Origin of the sequence: Donghicola tyrosinivorans (genome assembly GCF_003003355.1) — a bacterium.
Lineage (GTDB): Bacteria > Pseudomonadota > Alphaproteobacteria > Rhodobacterales > Rhodobacteraceae > Donghicola > Donghicola tyrosinivorans.
The window spans coordinates 115,748-130,800 of the sequence record NZ_PVTQ01000005.1; the positions used below are offsets into that span (position 1 = coordinate 115,748).

14 protein-coding genes are annotated in these 15,053 nt (G+C 59.2%); 7 read left to right on the top strand and 7 right to left on the bottom strand.

What is annotated here, in order from left to right; translation table 11 throughout:
* Positions 1-263: 263 nt before the first annotated feature.
* Positions 264-818, bottom strand: a complete 555-nt coding sequence (locus CLV74_RS09265) for a peptidylprolyl isomerase (protein ID WP_106263954.1) — start codon at positions 816-818, stop codon at positions 264-266.
* Positions 811-1,317: a peptidylprolyl isomerase gene (locus tag CLV74_RS09270; RefSeq protein WP_106263955.1), complete on the bottom strand. Its 507-nt coding sequence runs from the start codon at positions 1,315-1,317 to the stop codon at positions 811-813. The genes CLV74_RS09265 and CLV74_RS09270 overlap by 8 nt, the downstream gene beginning before the upstream one ends.
* A 129-nt stretch (positions 1,318-1,446) precedes the next feature.
* Between CLV74_RS09270 and CLV74_RS09275 the strand changes: the two genes are divergently transcribed.
* The 7 genes from CLV74_RS09275 to CLV74_RS09305 all read left to right on the top strand — a co-directional run bounded on the left by CLV74_RS09275 (position 1,447) and on the right by CLV74_RS09305 (position 7,985).
* Positions 1,447-2,622, top strand: coding sequence for a phosphoglycerate kinase (locus CLV74_RS09275; RefSeq protein ID WP_106263956.1), 1,176 nt, complete (start codon positions 1,447-1,449; stop codon positions 2,620-2,622).
* A gap of 137 nt (positions 2,623-2,759) precedes the next feature.
* Complete coding sequence (locus CLV74_RS09280) at positions 2,760-3,056, top strand: FtsB family cell division protein (protein ID WP_106263957.1); 297 nt, start codon at positions 2,760-2,762, stop codon at positions 3,054-3,056.
* 81 nt (positions 3,057-3,137) lie between these two features.
* Entirely contained in the window at positions 3,138-3,680 is a 543-nt protein-coding gene (locus CLV74_RS09285) for a hypothetical protein (protein WP_106263958.1), read from the top strand.
* A gap of 12 nt (positions 3,681-3,692) precedes the next feature.
* Positions 3,693-4,139, top strand: coding sequence for a GNAT family N-acetyltransferase (locus tag CLV74_RS09290; protein WP_245888499.1), 447 nt, complete (start codon positions 3,693-3,695; stop codon positions 4,137-4,139).
* Between the two features lie 150 nt (positions 4,140-4,289).
* The gene (gene pdhA / locus CLV74_RS09295; protein WP_106263959.1) at positions 4,290-5,285 is read left to right on the top strand and encodes a pyruvate dehydrogenase (acetyl-transferring) E1 component subunit alpha; all 996 of its coding nucleotides are present in this window, start codon (positions 4,290-4,292) and stop codon (positions 5,283-5,285) included.
* 18 nt (positions 5,286-5,303) lie between these two features.
* Positions 5,304-6,671, top strand: a complete 1,368-nt coding sequence (locus CLV74_RS09300) for a pyruvate dehydrogenase complex E1 component subunit beta (protein WP_106263960.1) — start codon at positions 5,304-5,306, stop codon at positions 6,669-6,671.
* Positions 6,672-6,683: 12 nt separating this feature from the next.
* Positions 6,684-7,985 (top strand): pyruvate dehydrogenase complex dihydrolipoamide acetyltransferase, encoded by a 1,302-nt coding sequence (locus CLV74_RS09305; protein ID WP_106263961.1) that lies wholly within the window; start codon positions 6,684-6,686, stop codon positions 7,983-7,985.
* A gap of 219 nt (positions 7,986-8,204) precedes the next feature.
* Here the strand turns inward: CLV74_RS09305 and cysE are convergent, their stop codons facing one another.
* The 5 genes from cysE to CLV74_RS09330 all read right to left on the bottom strand — a co-directional run bounded on the left by cysE (position 8,205) and on the right by CLV74_RS09330 (position 15,034).
* Positions 8,205-9,020: a serine O-acetyltransferase gene (gene cysE / locus CLV74_RS09310; RefSeq protein WP_106263962.1), complete on the bottom strand. Its 816-nt coding sequence runs from the start codon at positions 9,018-9,020 to the stop codon at positions 8,205-8,207.
* Between the two features lie 104 nt (positions 9,021-9,124).
* Complete coding sequence (locus CLV74_RS09315) at positions 9,125-13,087, bottom strand: baseplate multidomain protein megatron (protein ID WP_106263963.1); 3,963 nt, start codon at positions 13,085-13,087, stop codon at positions 9,125-9,127.
* Complete coding sequence (locus CLV74_RS09320) at positions 13,087-13,530, bottom strand: C40 family peptidase (RefSeq protein WP_245888500.1); 444 nt, start codon at positions 13,528-13,530, stop codon at positions 13,087-13,089. Before CLV74_RS09320 ends, CLV74_RS09315 begins: the two co-directional genes overlap by 1 nt.
* Positions 13,530-14,405 (bottom strand): DUF2163 domain-containing protein, encoded by an 876-nt coding sequence (locus CLV74_RS09325; RefSeq protein ID WP_106263965.1) that lies wholly within the window; start codon positions 14,403-14,405, stop codon positions 13,530-13,532. The genes CLV74_RS09320 and CLV74_RS09325 overlap by 1 nt, the downstream gene beginning before the upstream one ends.
* Complete coding sequence (locus CLV74_RS09330; RefSeq protein WP_106263966.1) at positions 14,402-15,034, bottom strand: DUF2460 domain-containing protein; 633 nt, start codon at positions 15,032-15,034, stop codon at positions 14,402-14,404. The genes CLV74_RS09325 and CLV74_RS09330 overlap by 4 nt, the downstream gene beginning before the upstream one ends.
* Positions 15,035-15,053: the final 19 nt, after the last annotated feature.

A 15,053-nucleotide genomic window follows, 5' to 3' on the forward strand; every position in this document is an offset into this window, starting at 1 on the left:
CCCCAGGGATTACGCGGTGCAAAGCACCAACCTTACATCTTCGGTCTACACTCAGGCTTGCTAAGAAAGAGTAAATCGAAGCCACTCGTACACAGTTACAGGGTAACAACACAACCCTAACGATATTGAACCCAATCCGGAAACAAAAAATCTCCTTATACGGGTATTCCTGACCTTTCTGTCGAAGTTTTTCAGATTTCGAAATGAAAAAGCGCGCAACATTTCTGCTGCGCGCCCTGAATTATCGCAATGCCAACCGAATCTTATTCGGTGACAGTGACCTTTTTCATCACGTCAGGCTGACCGGTGACCGAACCATTGCGACCGCCGCCGCGCTTGATCGCGTCCACCACATCCATGCCCTCGGTCACACGACCGATCACGGTGTACTGACCGTTCAGGTGCGGCGCAGGTGCGAACATGATGAAGAACTGGCTGTTCGCGCTGTTCGGGTCCATCGAGCGCGCCATGCCGACAACGCCACGGTCAAAATTCTCGGCCGAGAACTCTGCCGGCAGGTCAGGCAGATCAGAGCCGCCCATGCCCGCGTTGTTCATGTTGAAGCCATCGCCCATCTTGCCGAACTGCACGTCGCCGGTCTGCGCCATGAAGCCTTCGATCACGCGGTGGAACACCACGCCATCGTATTTGCCTTCACTGGCCAGCGCGGTGATCTGCGCAACGTGCTTGGGGGCCACATCTTCCAACAGGTCGATCTGGATGGTGCCGTTTGCCTCGCCTTCGACCTCAATGGTCAGGCCGGTGGCCAGCGCAGGGCCAGCCAGCAGGGTCAGAGCCAGAGCAATCGCGTTACGCATCTGCGGCAACTTTCACGCTGATCATACGGTCGGGATTCGCGGGGGGCTCGCCACGGGCGATCTTGTCCACAAACTCCATGCCCGACACCACACGGCCATAAACGGTGTACTGGCCGTTCAGGAAGTGGTTGTCCTTGAAGTTGATGAAGAACTGGCTGTTCGCGCTGTTCGGGTTCATCGAACGGGCCGCGCCAAGGGTGCCACGGTCATGGGGCAGTTTGCTGAATTCTGCGGGCAGATCGGGCTTGTCCGAACCGCCGGTGCCAGCGCGGCCAGGGTTGTAGTCTTTTTCCATGTTGGCGTGTTCAACATCGCCGGTCTGGGCCATGAAGCCATCGATCACACGGTGGAACGCCACGTTATCATATGCGCCTTCGCGGGCCAGTTCTTTCATGCGCTCGGCGTGCTTGGGGGCAACGTCGGCCAGCAGTTCGATCACAACAGTGCCGTCTTTCAGCTCTAGCAGGATGGTGTTTTCGGGGTCTTTATACTCGGCCATGACTGGTCCTTTCATTGTCTTTGGGCACAGACTTAAGGGCCACTTGCGCAATTGCCAAGCATAGCCGTTGACCTAAGCCCCGCAGTTGGGCGAAGAAACGCCCGTAGTTGCACAGGAGGAGCCACGATTATGGCCTGGAAAACACTGGACGAGATGGACCTGAACGGGAAGCGCGTTGTAACCCGCGTGGACATTAACGTTCCGATGAAAGACGGCGTTGTTACCGATGCCACCCGCATCGAGCGCATCAAGCCCACCATCGACTCGATCTTTGCCGCCGGTGGCACCCCTGTTCTGCTGGCCCACTTTGGCCGCCCCAAAGGTCAGGTCGTCCCCGAGATGTCCCTGCGCCACGTGGTTCCCGCGCTGGAACAGGTCATGGGCCGCAAGGTGACGTTCATCGAAACGCCCGATCAGGCACAGCTGGACGCCGCAGAAGCAGGCAGCATCATCCTGATCGAGAACACCCGTTTCACCCCGATGGAAGAAAAGAATGACCCGCAGATGGCGCAATTTCTGGCCACTTTGGGCGATGTCTACTGCAATGACGCGTTCTCTGCGGCGCATCGTGCGCACGCATCGACCGAAGGCGTAGCACATCTGCTGCCCTCTTGCGCCGGTCGCAACATGGAGATGGAGCTGAAGGCGCTGGAAGCGGCCCTTGGCAATCCCCAGCGTCCTGTGGTGGCGGTTGTTGGCGGGGCCAAGGTCTCGACCAAGCTGGACCTGTTGTCGAATCTCATTGAGAAGGTCGACTATCTGGTCATCGGTGGCGGCATGGCCAACACGTTCCTTGCCGCTCAAGGCATCAACGTGGGCAAGTCCCTGTGCGAACATGATCTGACTGGCACCGCGAAAGAGATCATGGCCAAGGCCAGCGGCGCAGGCTGCGAAATCGTGCTGCCGTCGGACGTGGTGGTTGCGTGGGAATTCGCGGCGGGTGCCAAGAATGAAACCGTCGCCAACGACGCCTGCCCTGAAGACGCGATGATTCTGGACGCAGGCGCTGCGGCGGTCGAAAAGATCGTCTCGGTGTTTGAGGCGTCCAAAACCCTGATCTGGAACGGTCCCCTTGGCGCGTTTGAGATCGCCCCCTTCGACACCGCCACCAATGCAGCGGCCAAGGCCGCAGCTGATCTGACCAAAGCAGGCAAGCTGGTGTCGATCGCGGGCGGTGGTGACACCGTTTCCGCACTAAATCAGGCCGGTGCTGCGGATGAGTTCACCTATATCTCGACCGCAGGTGGTGCCTTCCTTGAGTGGATGGAAGGCAAGACCCTGCCCGGCGTTGCAGCTCTGGGATAATCCGACCCTCCCCGAAAGAGGGGGTTTCATGTTGATAGAGGCCTGTGGCATAATCTTGCCACAGGCCATTTTGCACCAAAAGCCCGTCAGAGGCTGGTTGCAGGGTTGAAAAGCCCGAATAAGAGGCAGAGCAGAGCATGACAGACAATCGCCCCGGTGTGGGTCTTCTCTTGTATTTCACCGCAGCCTTTACGCTGGGGCTCTATTTCACCTTTGCCGCTGTGCAGGGCGATTACGGCATCTTCCGCCGCGCCGAGATCGAGGCAGAGACCGATCTGCTGCGTAAAGATCTGGCAGATCTGAAGGCAGAGGTTGCACAGATGGAAAATCTGACCCGCCGCCTCTCTGACGATTATCTGGATCTGGACCTATTGGATCAGCAGGCCCGCGATGTTCTGGGCATGCTGCGCGCCGACGAAGTGGTCATCCGCTAATCCTATCCGCGACGACATGCACAATTGCTCGCGCCTAGCGGGCATACTACCCTGCTCCCATCATAGTCCGGAGCGTTGACGATGGGACAGGCAGAGGCTCCCCTTTATTTTCGAAAAGCGTTGATCTATCTTGGCATCTCGGCGGCGATATATCTGCTGATGGTGACGGTCACATTGACCCATTTGCAGGATCTCACAGACATGCAGCCCTTTGACTTGCGTTTCAAAGGCTACAGTCATGAAGCCGCACAGGCGCTGCTAGAGGCGCTAGGGAATGACGGGCGCAGCTATTATCTAACGCGGCAAATCCCCTTGGATGTGCTCTATCCGGCCCTTCTGGCGCTGACACTGATTAACTGGATGCGCTGGCTGAATGCCATGACCCCCTGCTCTGTGCTGCTACGCGCTGGGATCGCCATCAGCGTGATCGGAATGCTGGCGGACTATGCCGAGAATATCGGTATCGCGACGATGCTGCTAATCCACCCTGCGCTTCCGCAAGCGCTGGTGTCTGTCGCCAGCGCGATGACCCAAGTGAAATCGGTTGCGACCACCTTGGCAGTGATGGCGTTGATTGGCATGATCGTGGTGCGCATTTACCGCGCGCATCTTGCACCACGTTAAGGGTCATACCTGTTGCCGATCACACTTGCGACTACCGATCAATCTTCCGAAATCCGCGCCTGCGCCGAGGCGGCCTATGCCCGCTACATCCCGCTGATGGGGCAGAAACCGGCGCCCTTGCTGTCAGACTATGACGCGCAAACCGCAGAGGGGCTGATCCATGTGGCAACAAAAGACGGGCACGTGGCGGGCTTTATCGTCTTCTACCCCAAGAATGGGGCCATGCTGCTTGAGAATATCGCCATCCACCCCGACTATGCGGGGCACGGCATCGGCAAAGCCCTGATCCAGTACTGCGAGGCTGAGGCCCGCGCCCAAAGGCTGCCCAAAGTGCAGCTTTATACGAATTCCAAGATGACCGAGAACCTTGCCATCTATCCGCACCTCGGGTTCACCGAGATCGACCGCCGCACCAGCGACGGCTTTGATCGGGTGTTTTTCGAAAAATCCTTAATCTGAGATTTCGCCAGCGCCCTCCCGCTTGGCACAATCCTGCCTTTCCTACGCTGCATGGCCTAGGGGGGATATTTTCTCTCGCTTCGCGAAAAGAGATAGGATATAGATAGTTCAACGTTAAACTATTTGCTTGGAATTGGGAGGGGACGGATTATGGCCACCCGGAAAACTACAGCAAAACCGAATGTTTCAGCCGAGGAGCTGCTGGGATATTACCGCGAGATGCTGTTGATCCGCCGGTTTGAGGAAAAAGCAGGTCAGCTGTATGGCATGGGCCTGATTGGCGGTTTTTGCCACCTTTACATCGGTCAGGAAGCTGTTGTTGTCGGCCTTGAGGCCGCAGCAGAAGAAGGTGACAAGCGCGTCACATCTTACCGCGACCACGGCCACATGCTGGCCTGCGGCATGGACGCAAAAGGCGTTATGGCCGAGCTGACCGGCCGCGAAGGTGGCTATTCGCGCGGCAAGGGCGGCTCGATGCACATGTTCTCGAAAGAGAAGCATTTCTACGGCGGCCACGGCATCGTTGGCGCGCAGGTTCCGCTGGGTGCGGGTCTGGCGTTCCATGACAAGTACAAAGGCAATGGCCGCGTGACCTTCGCCTATTTCGGCGACGGCGCTGCAAACCAGGGTCAGGTCTATGAGACCTACAACATGGCGCAGCTATGGGAACTGCCGGTAATCTTCGTGATCGAGAACAACCAGTACGCCATGGGCACCTCGGTGACCCGCTCGACCAAATCCCCTGCCCTGTGGAAGCGTGGCGAAGCCTACGGCATCGCAGGCGAGGAAGTAGACGGCATGGACGTTCTGGCCGTGAAAGAAGCGGGCGAGAAAGCCGTTGCGCACTGCCGCGCAGGCAAAGGCCCCTACATTCTGGAAGTGAAGACCTACCGCTACCGTGGTCACTCCATGTCGGACCCGGCGAAATACCGGACCCGCGAGGAAGTGCAGAAAATGCGCGAAGAGCGTGACGCGATCGAACATGTTCGCGAACTGCTGCTGTCGGGCAAGCACGCCACCGAAGATGACCTGAAGGCCATCGACAAAGACATCAAAGCCATCGTGAACGAGTCGGCAGAATTCGCCAAAGAAAGCCCCGAGCCTTCGCTGGACGAGTTGTACACCGATATCTACGCCGACAACTAAGCGAGAGGACACAGAATTATGGCAACCGAAGTATTGATGCCCGCCCTGTCGCCCACCATGGAAGAGGGTACCCTTGCCAAGTGGATGGTCAAGGAAGGCGACACCGTGAGCTCGGGCGACATTATCGCCGAGATCGAAACCGACAAAGCGACCATGGAATTCGAAGCTGTTGATGAAGGCATCATCGGCAAGATTCTGATCGCCGAAGGCACCGAAGGCGTTAAGGTCAACACCCCCATCGCCATTCTGATCGAAGAAGGCGAAAGCGTTGACGCCGCCGCAGCATCGGCCCCCGCTGCCGAAGCGCCTGCTGCCGCGCCTGCCGCTGCCAGCGTTCCCGCCGCGCCCAAGGGTCCGGTCCAGATCGTTGTTCCTGCAGAGACCGAAATCCCCGAAGGTACCGAATTCAAGTCGATGACCGTTCGCGAAGCGCTGAACAGCGCCATCGCAGAAGAACTGCGCCGCGACGAAGACGTCTACATCATGGGTGAAGAGGTGGCCGAGTATCAGGGCGCCTATAAGATCACCCAAGGTCTGCTGGACGAATTCGGCGCGAAGCGCGTGATCGACACCCCCATCACCGAGCATGGCTTTGCCGGTGTGGCCGTGGGTTCGGCAATGGCTGGCCTGAAGCCCATCGTCGAGTTCATGACCTTCAACTTCGCCATGCAGGCGATTGACCACATCATCAACTCGGCTGCGAAGACCCTGTATATGTCCGGCGGCCAGATGGGTTGTCCGATCGTGTTCCGCGGCCCGAACGGCGCAGCGGCCCGCGTTGGCGCACAGCACAGCCAAGACTATGCGGCATGGTATTCGCAGATCCCCGGTCTGAAGGTTGTGATGCCCTACTCGGCAGCGGACTACAAAGGTCTGTTCAAGACCGCCGTGCGTGATCCGAACCCGGTCATCTTCCTTGAGAACGAGATCCTCTACGGCAAGTCCTTCGACGTGCCGGTTCTGGACGATTACACCGTTCCCTTCGGCAAGGCCAAAATCTGGCGCGAAGGCACCGATGTGACCATCGTTTCGTTCGGCATCGGCATGACCTACGCCTTGGAAGCTGCTGATAAGCTTGCAGAAGAAGGCATCAGCGCCGAAGTCATCGACCTGCGCACCCTGCGTCCGCTGGACAAAGACACCGTGATCAAGTCGGTCATGAAAACCAACCGCTGTGTGACCGTCGAAGAAGGCTTCCCTGTCTGTTCGATTGGCAACCACATCAGCTCGATCCTGATGCAGGAAGCGTTCGACTATCTGGATGCGCCCGTCATCAACTGCACCGGCAAGGACGTTCCCATGCCCTATGCAGCGAACCTTGAAAAGCTGGCTCTGGTCACCACCGCTGAGGTGATCGATGCCGTCAAGCAAGTCACCTACCGCTAAGGAGATCGACAGATGCCTACCGAAATCCTGATGCCCGCCTTGTCTCCGACCATGGAAGAGGGCACGCTGGCCAAGTGGCTGGTGAAAGAAGGTGACACCGTATCTTCGGGTGACCTGCTGGCCGAGATCGAAACCGACAAAGCCACCATGGAATTCGAAGCCGTGGACGAAGGCGTGATCGGCAAGATCCTGATCGCTGAAGGCACCGAAGGTGTGAAGGTCAACACCGCTATCGCGGTTCTGCTGGCCGATGGTGAAAGCGCAAGCGACATCGGGACTGCTTCGGCAGCACCCGCACCTGCAGCAGCCCCTGCTGCGACGGCACCTGCTGCGGCTCCGGCTGCAGCGCCTGCCCCTGCGGCCCCCGTGGCTGCCTCGGGCGAGCGCGTATTTGCCTCGCCGCTGGCCCGCCGTATTGCGGCAGACAAGGGTCTGGACCTGAGCGCCATCACCGGTTCCGGCCCCCGTGGCCGTATCGTGAAAGCGGACGTGGAAGGCGCAACTGCTGCGCCCAAAGCCGCCGCTCCGGCTGCTGCGGCAGAGGCCCCCAAAGCCGCTGCACCCGCTGCGGCTGTTGCGACCGGTCCTTCGACCGAAGCTGTCCTCAAAATGTACGAGGGTCGCCAGTTCGAAGAGAAGAAGTTGGACGGTATGCGCAAGACCATCGCCGGTCGCCTCACCGAGGCCAAGCAGACCATTCCGCACTTCTACCTGCGTCGCGACATCAAGCTGGATGCGCTGCTGAAGTTCCGTAGCCAGCTGAACAAGCAGCTGGAAGGCCGCGGCGTGAAGCTGTCGGTAAACGACTTCATCATCAAGGCATCGGCGCTGGCGCTGCAAGCCGTTCCCGCTGCGAACGCAGTTTGGGCCGGTGATCGCGTGCTGGAAATGAAGCCCTCGGACGTGGCGGTTGCCGTTGCGATCGAAGGTGGTCTGTTCACGCCGGTTCTGAAAGACGCCGAGATGAAGTCCCTGTCGGCGCTGTCCGCAGAGATGAAAGATCTGGCCAAGCGCGCCCGCGACCGCAAGCTGGCGCCGCACGAGTATCAGGGCGGCAGCTTTGCAATCTCGAACCTCGGGATGTTCGGCATCGACAACTTTGACGCTGTGATCAACCCGCCCCACGGCGCGATCCTGGCGGTCGGTGCTGGCGTCAAGAAACCTGTTGTGAACGCAGCGGGTGAAATCGAGGTTGCGACGGTCATGTCCGTTACCCTGAGCGTTGATCACCGTGTGATCGATGGCGCACTGGGTGCCGAGCTGCTGACAGCCATCGCAGAGAACCTTGAGAACCCGATGATGATGTTGGCCTAACGATTGAGAGCTATCCAAATGGGTATATCACCCACCCTAAGGATGCTTTGTAATGCTGTCTCAGACGCGTTAGTAAAGTTTTAAGGATAGCCGCTCATCCCAAATCATACGCAAGCAGGTCAACGTAAACCGTTGGCCTGTTTTGTTTTTTAGCACCAGACACAAAAAAGCCTGCCATCAAGGCAGGCTTTTTGACGACCCCATCGGGATATTTTTGACTCAGGCTTGGCCGCCTGAAGGGAAATTGTGATCCATCGTTAGCGACGGTTGCGAACACCCTGCCTCTCCGACAATCCGCGCGGGTACCCCTGCCACGGTCTTGCACGGGGGCACGTCCTGAAGCACTACCGACCCCGCCGCGATCCGTGAGCAATCGCCGACGCGAATGTTGCCAAGTACCTTTGCACCCGCACCAATCAGAACGCCGTTGCCGATCTTGGGGTGACGGTCTTCGGTCTCTTTTCCGGTGCCGCCAAGGGTCACCGAATGCAGCATCGAGACGTTGTCGCCGACCACCGCAGTCTCGCCAATCACGATCGAATGGGCATGGTCAATCATGATCCCGCGGCCAATACGGGCCGCTGGATGCACATCCAGACCAAAGCTTTCAGAGATCCGCATCTGCAGGAAGTAAGCCAGATCCTTGCGCCCTTGACGCCACAGCCAATGGGCCACACGATAGCTTTGGATCGCTTGGAAGCCTTTGAAAAACAACAAAGGTTGAATGTAACGGTGGCAAGCGGGGTCACGTTCGTAAACCGCTGTGATATCGGCCCGCGCTGCCGCGCCCAAGCCGTCGTCCGAGGCGTAGGCCTCATCCGCGATCTCGCGCAGCAACTGTTCCGACATCTCGCCCGAGCCAAGCTTCATCGCCAGCCGATACGCCAGCGCCCGCTCAAGCGAACCATGGTGCAGAATCGTCGAATGGATCATGCCACCAAGAAGAGGCTCTTCCTGAATAGCGGTCTCTGCTTCGTCAACGATGCGGTTCCACACAGGGTCCACCGCCGCAATTTTTGACAAACTCTCTGCCATAGGGGCCTCCGTCATTTCGAACACCATAACAAATAGGATTGAAACCGGAAACACAAGGCGGTGAGGAAATGATGCTCATTCAAGATGAGCATCATCACATGGGTTTATGGCTGGACCAGAAGGCTTGCAGCGTCCCCCGCCCCGTACAGATCGGACAGCTGCGCGACTTCGAAGCGATAACCATCCGTTGCTCCATCCGCATCCCGCATCTGTGCGGTGTATTGGAACGAGGGGTCTGTCAGGTCTTGAGACCGCACCGTTTGGCCATCGACCACGACCGTCAGGCGGTAGGCTTCGCGTTGTTCAGCCAACGGCACATCATCCCTGCCCCAAGCATCGCCGCCAATTCGGGTGCGCCTTATCCAGCTTAATGCGTGGTCCGCGTTCGCTTGCGGCAGCCAGCGCAGATGGCACGGGCTCAGAGGGCACAGGCCCCTAGCCGAGAACGACAGTTGATCATGACTGTAACTGCTATGGTCATAGCTGCGCCCCACGGGACCTGCCCGCAGATGCACCAGTTGGTCCCGCTGCACGGGCAGGTTCAACTGCTCCAAAGCGCCATCCAGCAGGACAAAGTGACTTCCGGCGTCCCACGCCAGAGGTTGCCCCCGATCCGACCCCAACTGCCCACGCAGCAGCCCTTCAAGGCGGTATCGCTGTGGTGCAATCAGTTCCGCCTTTTGGAACTGGATCACTTCCCATCCATCGGGTGAGCCATCACCGATTGCCGCAGCATTTGCGCCAGCCAGCAGCGCCTCAGGCTCGACACTGGCAAGAGTACCGGCGATAAGGGTTACCTCAAGCGCGACATCGCGCTGTAGCACAGCCGCAGGTGCTGCTGGTAAGTCTGTTTCCAGAACGCCCATCGTGGCCTGTGCACCAAGGGTTCCCGCAAGACTATAGCCGGCGTCGAACACACTGGAATAGATCGCCACACCGCCCGGCCAAGGATCACCTGCACTGGCCACATGAGGCGCATCGGGTATCTCGTCGCCGCGCGTCAGTGGCAGATCGAGGTACAGGGTTTCAACCGGCAGTGGCGGCACATAAGGCTGGCTGAAACGTTGCTGCTCGGTTTCCGGACCAGTACGGTAGAGCGTCGGTTCAACGCGAACGGCCTCCAGCGTTTGCCCTTCAGCAACGGTGCGTCGGTCAATCCTGTAGACCTCACCGGGGCGCTGATCGATGCTTACCAGATCGCCAGGACCGATATCGCCCTGCGACGGCGGCAGCGAGAACTTCAGGGTTTCGCGGGCAACGCGGGCCTCGGACAGCCAGCGGTCCGCAACCTGCCGTGCTTCGGCGCGGGTCAGAACCACCGGAACTTCGTTGTCCGAAGGGTTTTCGGCCCCATAGCCAGATACAACCGATTGGACCGCGCCAACTTCAAAATCCGCGTCCGCCTCAACGAAGCCAAGCTGGATGCTGTCAGGCAGTTCTTGCACTGGCAAACGGGCGGCGTGAATATCGCCAGCCTCATCCTCCAGCACCTCTGACGCTGAAAGTGAGATCGCGCTGCGCTCTAGTCGCGTCCGGAAAACCAGCGTGCCATCGCGTTCCAACGCATCAAACCCATGGGTCATCATCAAGGCCTGCAAGGCCGCACGGGCGCTTTGGCGCGCGTCCTCATGGTAGCCACGAACCACTCCATAAAGCTGCGAGACATCGATATCTGTCACGCCCGCCGAGGCGCATATTTCGGCCACGACCGAGGCCAGTGCCCGATGCCCTGTCCGGCCGTTTAGCCAATGGCCACGCTTGTAGTTTTCCGCATCGCTCCAAAGCTCGCCACAGTTCGGAAAGGCCGGATAGGGCCGTGCGTCCCACGCCCAGATGAACATGCGATCCGCATCCAGCATCGGCCCGTCATAGACCGGCGAGGTCGGGTTATTCGCGGCGTCAGACCAATAGTCGCGCATCGCCCGCAGATATTGCATCTGGGCAAATTCATCCCGCTGCCCCGAAGAGTAATGGGGCAGCGCGGATTCCGACGATTTCGTATCGATGAACTTGTTGGGCTGGTTCGGGCCTTTGTCGATTGCCGCGCAGCCGATCTCGGTGAAGACAATCGGTTTCGAGAACGGCTGCCAATCCGTAGGCTGTTCCTGACGCGTGCCGCCAATTCGTTCGTGATGAAGGTTCGACCACCAGCCACGAATATCCTTGTTGCGCCAAACCCACGGCTCGCCATGTTGGTCATCCGTGATCTTCTGGCGCTTTTGGGCGTCACGCGCCGCAGACGAGGGGTAATACCAATCATACCCCTCGCCGCCTTCAATATTGGCCTTCAGGTAGCCAAGATCGTAAAGGCTACCCCAGGACGCGTCCAAATGATCGGTCCCCTCGCGCCAGTCTGCCAGCGGCATGTAGTTGTCGATCCCGATGAAATCGATCGCCTCATCGGCCCAAAGAGAATCTAGATGAAAGTAACTGTCGCCACTGCCGTCCTGCGGCTGATAGCCAAAGTATTCGGACCAGTCAGCCGCGTAGGAAATTCTTGTATCGGGGCCTAGAACGGTCCGCACATCACGCGCCAGCTGGCGCAGCGCCTCGACCGCAGGAAAACCCGCAGCGCCGCGTATCTGGGTCAGACCGCGCAACTCTGATCCGATGCAAAAGGCATCCACGCCGCCCGCAGCCTTGCACAGATTTGCATAGTGCAATGTCATGCGGCGCAGGGACCATTCCTCGGGGCCGGAATACACCACGTCGGAACCTGAGATCGCAAAATCCCCAAGCGAGGCATTGCCGAAGAATGCCGCAACCTCTGCATCAGCCGCAGCAGTCTGATCAGGTGATCCCACCCGATCCGGAGCAACCGACAAGCTGATCCGCCCGCGCCAAGGCAGCGCGGCTTGTTCGCCATCGCCCCAAGGGTCGGGAAGACTATTTCCGGCAAGTTGCTCCATCAAAATGAAGGGATAGAACATCACCTCTTGCCCGCGGGCTTTGAGATGTTGGATCGCCTCGATGATAGAGGCGTCGCTGGGGGTCCCCCCGTACACCGGATTGCCATCAAGCAGCGGCACCGCGCCTGCGCTGGCACGGTTCAAGCCCGCGACCTGCCAAGGCACGCTGCCTTCATGGTTTTTCTGTTCCACCACCGGACGGATGCGGCATTCGCCACAGCGCAAGTCATTGCCGAACCATGACACAACCAAGGACACGGCCTTGCAATCCGGCGCCTCTTGCACCAACGCCAAGGTCGACGTGGCCAAATCACTGCGCCCGCTGTAGCTGTTCACATTGGCCGAAAGACTACGCCCGTTTCCGGCCCCGTAGTGAACCGGCGTGGTCGCCAAAGAATACTCGCCTGTACCGGGAATAAGGGCCACGGCCCCTACATCACGTGCGATGTCGCCCGCGCCGCGCACCTCTGCCGGTGCCGGGCGCACGACCTCGAACGAGAAGCTGGGGACACGGTTGCCGTAGGCCTTCAGTTGCAGATCCTCGATCACGACATAGGCGGTGCCACGGTATGCGGGCACGGACCCCGCGCCTTCGATCGCTTCAATCAGGGCGTCGGGGCTCTGGCTGTAATCCCCGCGATAGACCCGCATGTTCAGGGTGCTTTGATCCACCTCGGTACCATCCGCCCAAACACGGGCCACACGCGCAATCTCGCCTTCGCAAAGCGCGATGGCGAGGCTGATCGAGTATGTGTATTCATGGGTGGTCGTCTGACTTTTGACCGAACCGCTACTTTGTCGCCGCGTTCCCTTGCCGCCACCCGATGATCCCGTCCCCTGTGTCGTGACAGAGGTTCGCGTGTGCACCGTTTCTTTGAACTGCGAGGCCCAGATCACCTGCCCGCCAATCGCCGTGCGGCCATAGACACGGGCCATGGGCGCACCTTCTGATGACGAGCCAAGGCGCAGGCGATCCACGCGGCCGACCTCGACCTGTTCAGAGGCCGAATAGCTTTGCGCAAAAACACGGCGATCCAATGCCTGCCCGATCATCGCGCCAGCAGCACGCCCGATGGCGCCTGTGGACAGGCCAAGGACCGAGCCGCCAATTGCGTTGCCGATTGTCCCGCCAACTGCAGAGAGAATTATCGTTGCCATCAGCGAACCTCCTCAGGAAATGAAAAGCGCGCCACTATGCGGCGGCGCCACGATGCAGTGAGGGTGTTCTCGACCACCGACTGACCGCTGTAGGCGTGAATAAAGCGGGGCTCAGCGCCGATTTCAGACTGGATGCCCACATGTTTCGCCGGTCCCCCCGCCATCATGCGAAAAGCCAGAACGTCGCCTTCTGCCGCATCGCCTAAAGGCTTTGGACACAGATGCTGTGTTGCAGCCTCCAGCAGCGCCTCTTGGCGCGAAGGTTCAGACCAGTCCATCGTATAGGCAGGCACCCGTGCAGGCTCCGCCCCGTAGAGCGCACGCCAAACCCCGCGCAAAAGACCAAGGCAATCAGTGCCTGCGCCACAGCAACTCGTCTGATGTTGGTAAGGCGTGCCGATCCATAGGCGCGCTTCGGTCACTGCCTGTTTTGAAAGGCTCATCATCGACGGCTTCCTCCGGTCATCGGGATCGCACCCGAGGGATATTGCTTTAGAAACTCATCTCCAGGCAGATCAGGAAACCCCTGATAGTTCATCAAATTCATGAACTTATATCGGCAAGTTGAGGTCACTCCGTCACAGCCCGCGACCAGACGCACCTGCTCATCGCGCTGGGGAACGCGGCCAAGTGGCTCCCACAAGGTGACCCGCCTTTGACCATCCAGACCGTGATCCGATCGGATGATGCCGCGCTGCCCGTCCGCACTGCCGGATGTCACTTGAAACGATCCGCGCTGAAACCATCCCTCATCGAAATCAGCGCCACCTTTCAGCACAAATTCACGGGCAGAGATGACTTCGGCGATCTGATAGGCTCCGCCAAACGCGGGGTTCGAAGTATCCACTCCGCAGGCCTTGTCGCCCAAGGTCGCCCCGCAACCGCGCTGATAGCTGCGCCCCCGCGGTTGGTTCAGAAGATCCGCGAACCCGCGCAGTTCGGCCTCGAACGCGCCGCCTTGTCGGCGGATTTCCCCAAGCAAACCACGGAACTGCAACTGCCGTTGCAAAGTGTCCGCCCAGTTGACCTGCCACAGGCGTACAGTCGCGCCGTCATAGAGGCCCGCACGAATATCGTCTTCGCGGATAGCGTCATCACTCAGTATGCCAAGGGCCTCCGAGTTATCGACAGCCAGTCCCGAGGACTGTTCAATCGCCGAAGCATTCATCCCTGAGGTGGGCCGACAGCTGACCCCATCAAGCTCCAAGACAGTGTCATGATCAGTAAAGCCCAGAACGACACCATCCGCGCGGGTGATCGTCCAAACACGGCAGACAGTCGTGACGCCGGTCTTCATATGGTCCATGATATCTGTCATTGGCGGACCTCGATCACGGGAACATTTGGCACTTCGCCAGCGCGAAAATTCGCAATCGAGATCTGGATGCGGTCCGTGTCAAAACGCACCGGCACATCGAACTCATAGCCTGCCGAGATCACGACACCCGCCTCAGGCGGCGCGTTGAAGGTGATCACGCCCGCAGGGCCATCAATTGCCCAATCCACGCCCTCACGGACTGAATCGCCCCCCAAAGCTACGCGCACCGACCCTGCGACCGGCTTGGTAATCGGGCGGCTGTAGGACGCAGGCCCCGACCGATAGATTTTGCACAAGGGGAACTCGACGGTCTCACCATCCCCGATGGCAATATCCTGATCCATCGCCGAGACATCATGCCCGCCAATCGCCGAAGAGTAATCCCCCCAATCCTTCCAGCGAAATCCGTGCAGCTGGCCCATACGTGCCTCGAAGAAGGCGACAAGGGTCTCTAGGTCGGACAAGGACCGCAACCCCAAACCCGCGTCATAGCGACGGCGGGAATGGACCCAAGGCGTGTTGCGCTCTTCAAAGCCATTGGCAAGGGTGACAATCTCGGTCCGGCGTTCTGGGCCGCCAACCGAGCCAAAACTCAGGTTGGCCGGAAAGCGGATATCATGAAAGGCCATCGGGTCCTCCGGTTCGTTT

Bases quoted from the DNA above. Each gene is read 5' to 3' on its own strand.
- CLV74_RS09265 (WP_106263954.1), bottom strand. From the start codon at position 818: ATGCGTAACGCGATTGCTCTGGCTCTGACCCTGCTGGCTGGCCCTGCG.
- CLV74_RS09270 (WP_106263955.1), bottom strand. From the start codon at position 1,317: ATGGCCGAGTATAAAGACCCCGAAAACACCATCCTGCTAGAGCTGAAA.
- CLV74_RS09275 (WP_106263956.1), top strand. From the start codon at position 1,447: ATGGCCTGGAAAACACTGGACGAGATGGACCTGAACGGGAAGCGCGTT.
- CLV74_RS09280 (WP_106263957.1), top strand. From the start codon at position 2,760: ATGACAGACAATCGCCCCGGTGTGGGTCTTCTCTTGTATTTCACCGCA.
- CLV74_RS09285 (WP_106263958.1), top strand. From the start codon at position 3,138: ATGGGACAGGCAGAGGCTCCCCTTTATTTTCGAAAAGCGTTGATCTAT.
- pdhA (WP_106263959.1), top strand. From the start codon at position 4,290: ATGGCCACCCGGAAAACTACAGCAAAACCGAATGTTTCAGCCGAGGAG.
- CLV74_RS09300 (WP_106263960.1), top strand. From the start codon at position 5,304: ATGGCAACCGAAGTATTGATGCCCGCCCTGTCGCCCACCATGGAAGAG.
- CLV74_RS09305 (WP_106263961.1), top strand. From the start codon at position 6,684: ATGCCTACCGAAATCCTGATGCCCGCCTTGTCTCCGACCATGGAAGAG.
- cysE (WP_106263962.1), bottom strand. From the start codon at position 9,020: ATGGCAGAGAGTTTGTCAAAAATTGCGGCGGTGGACCCTGTGTGGAAC.
- CLV74_RS09315 (WP_106263963.1), bottom strand. From the start codon at position 13,087: ATGGCAACGATAATTCTCTCTGCAGTTGGCGGGACAATCGGCAACGCA.
- CLV74_RS09320 (WP_245888500.1), bottom strand. From the start codon at position 13,530: ATGAGCCTTTCAAAACAGGCAGTGACCGAAGCGCGCCTATGGATCGGC.
- CLV74_RS09325 (WP_106263965.1), bottom strand. From the start codon at position 14,405: ATGACAGATATCATGGACCATATGAAGACCGGCGTCACGACTGTCTGC.
- CLV74_RS09330 (WP_106263966.1), bottom strand. From the start codon at position 15,034: ATGGCCTTTCATGATATCCGCTTTCCGGCCAACCTGAGTTTTGGCTCG.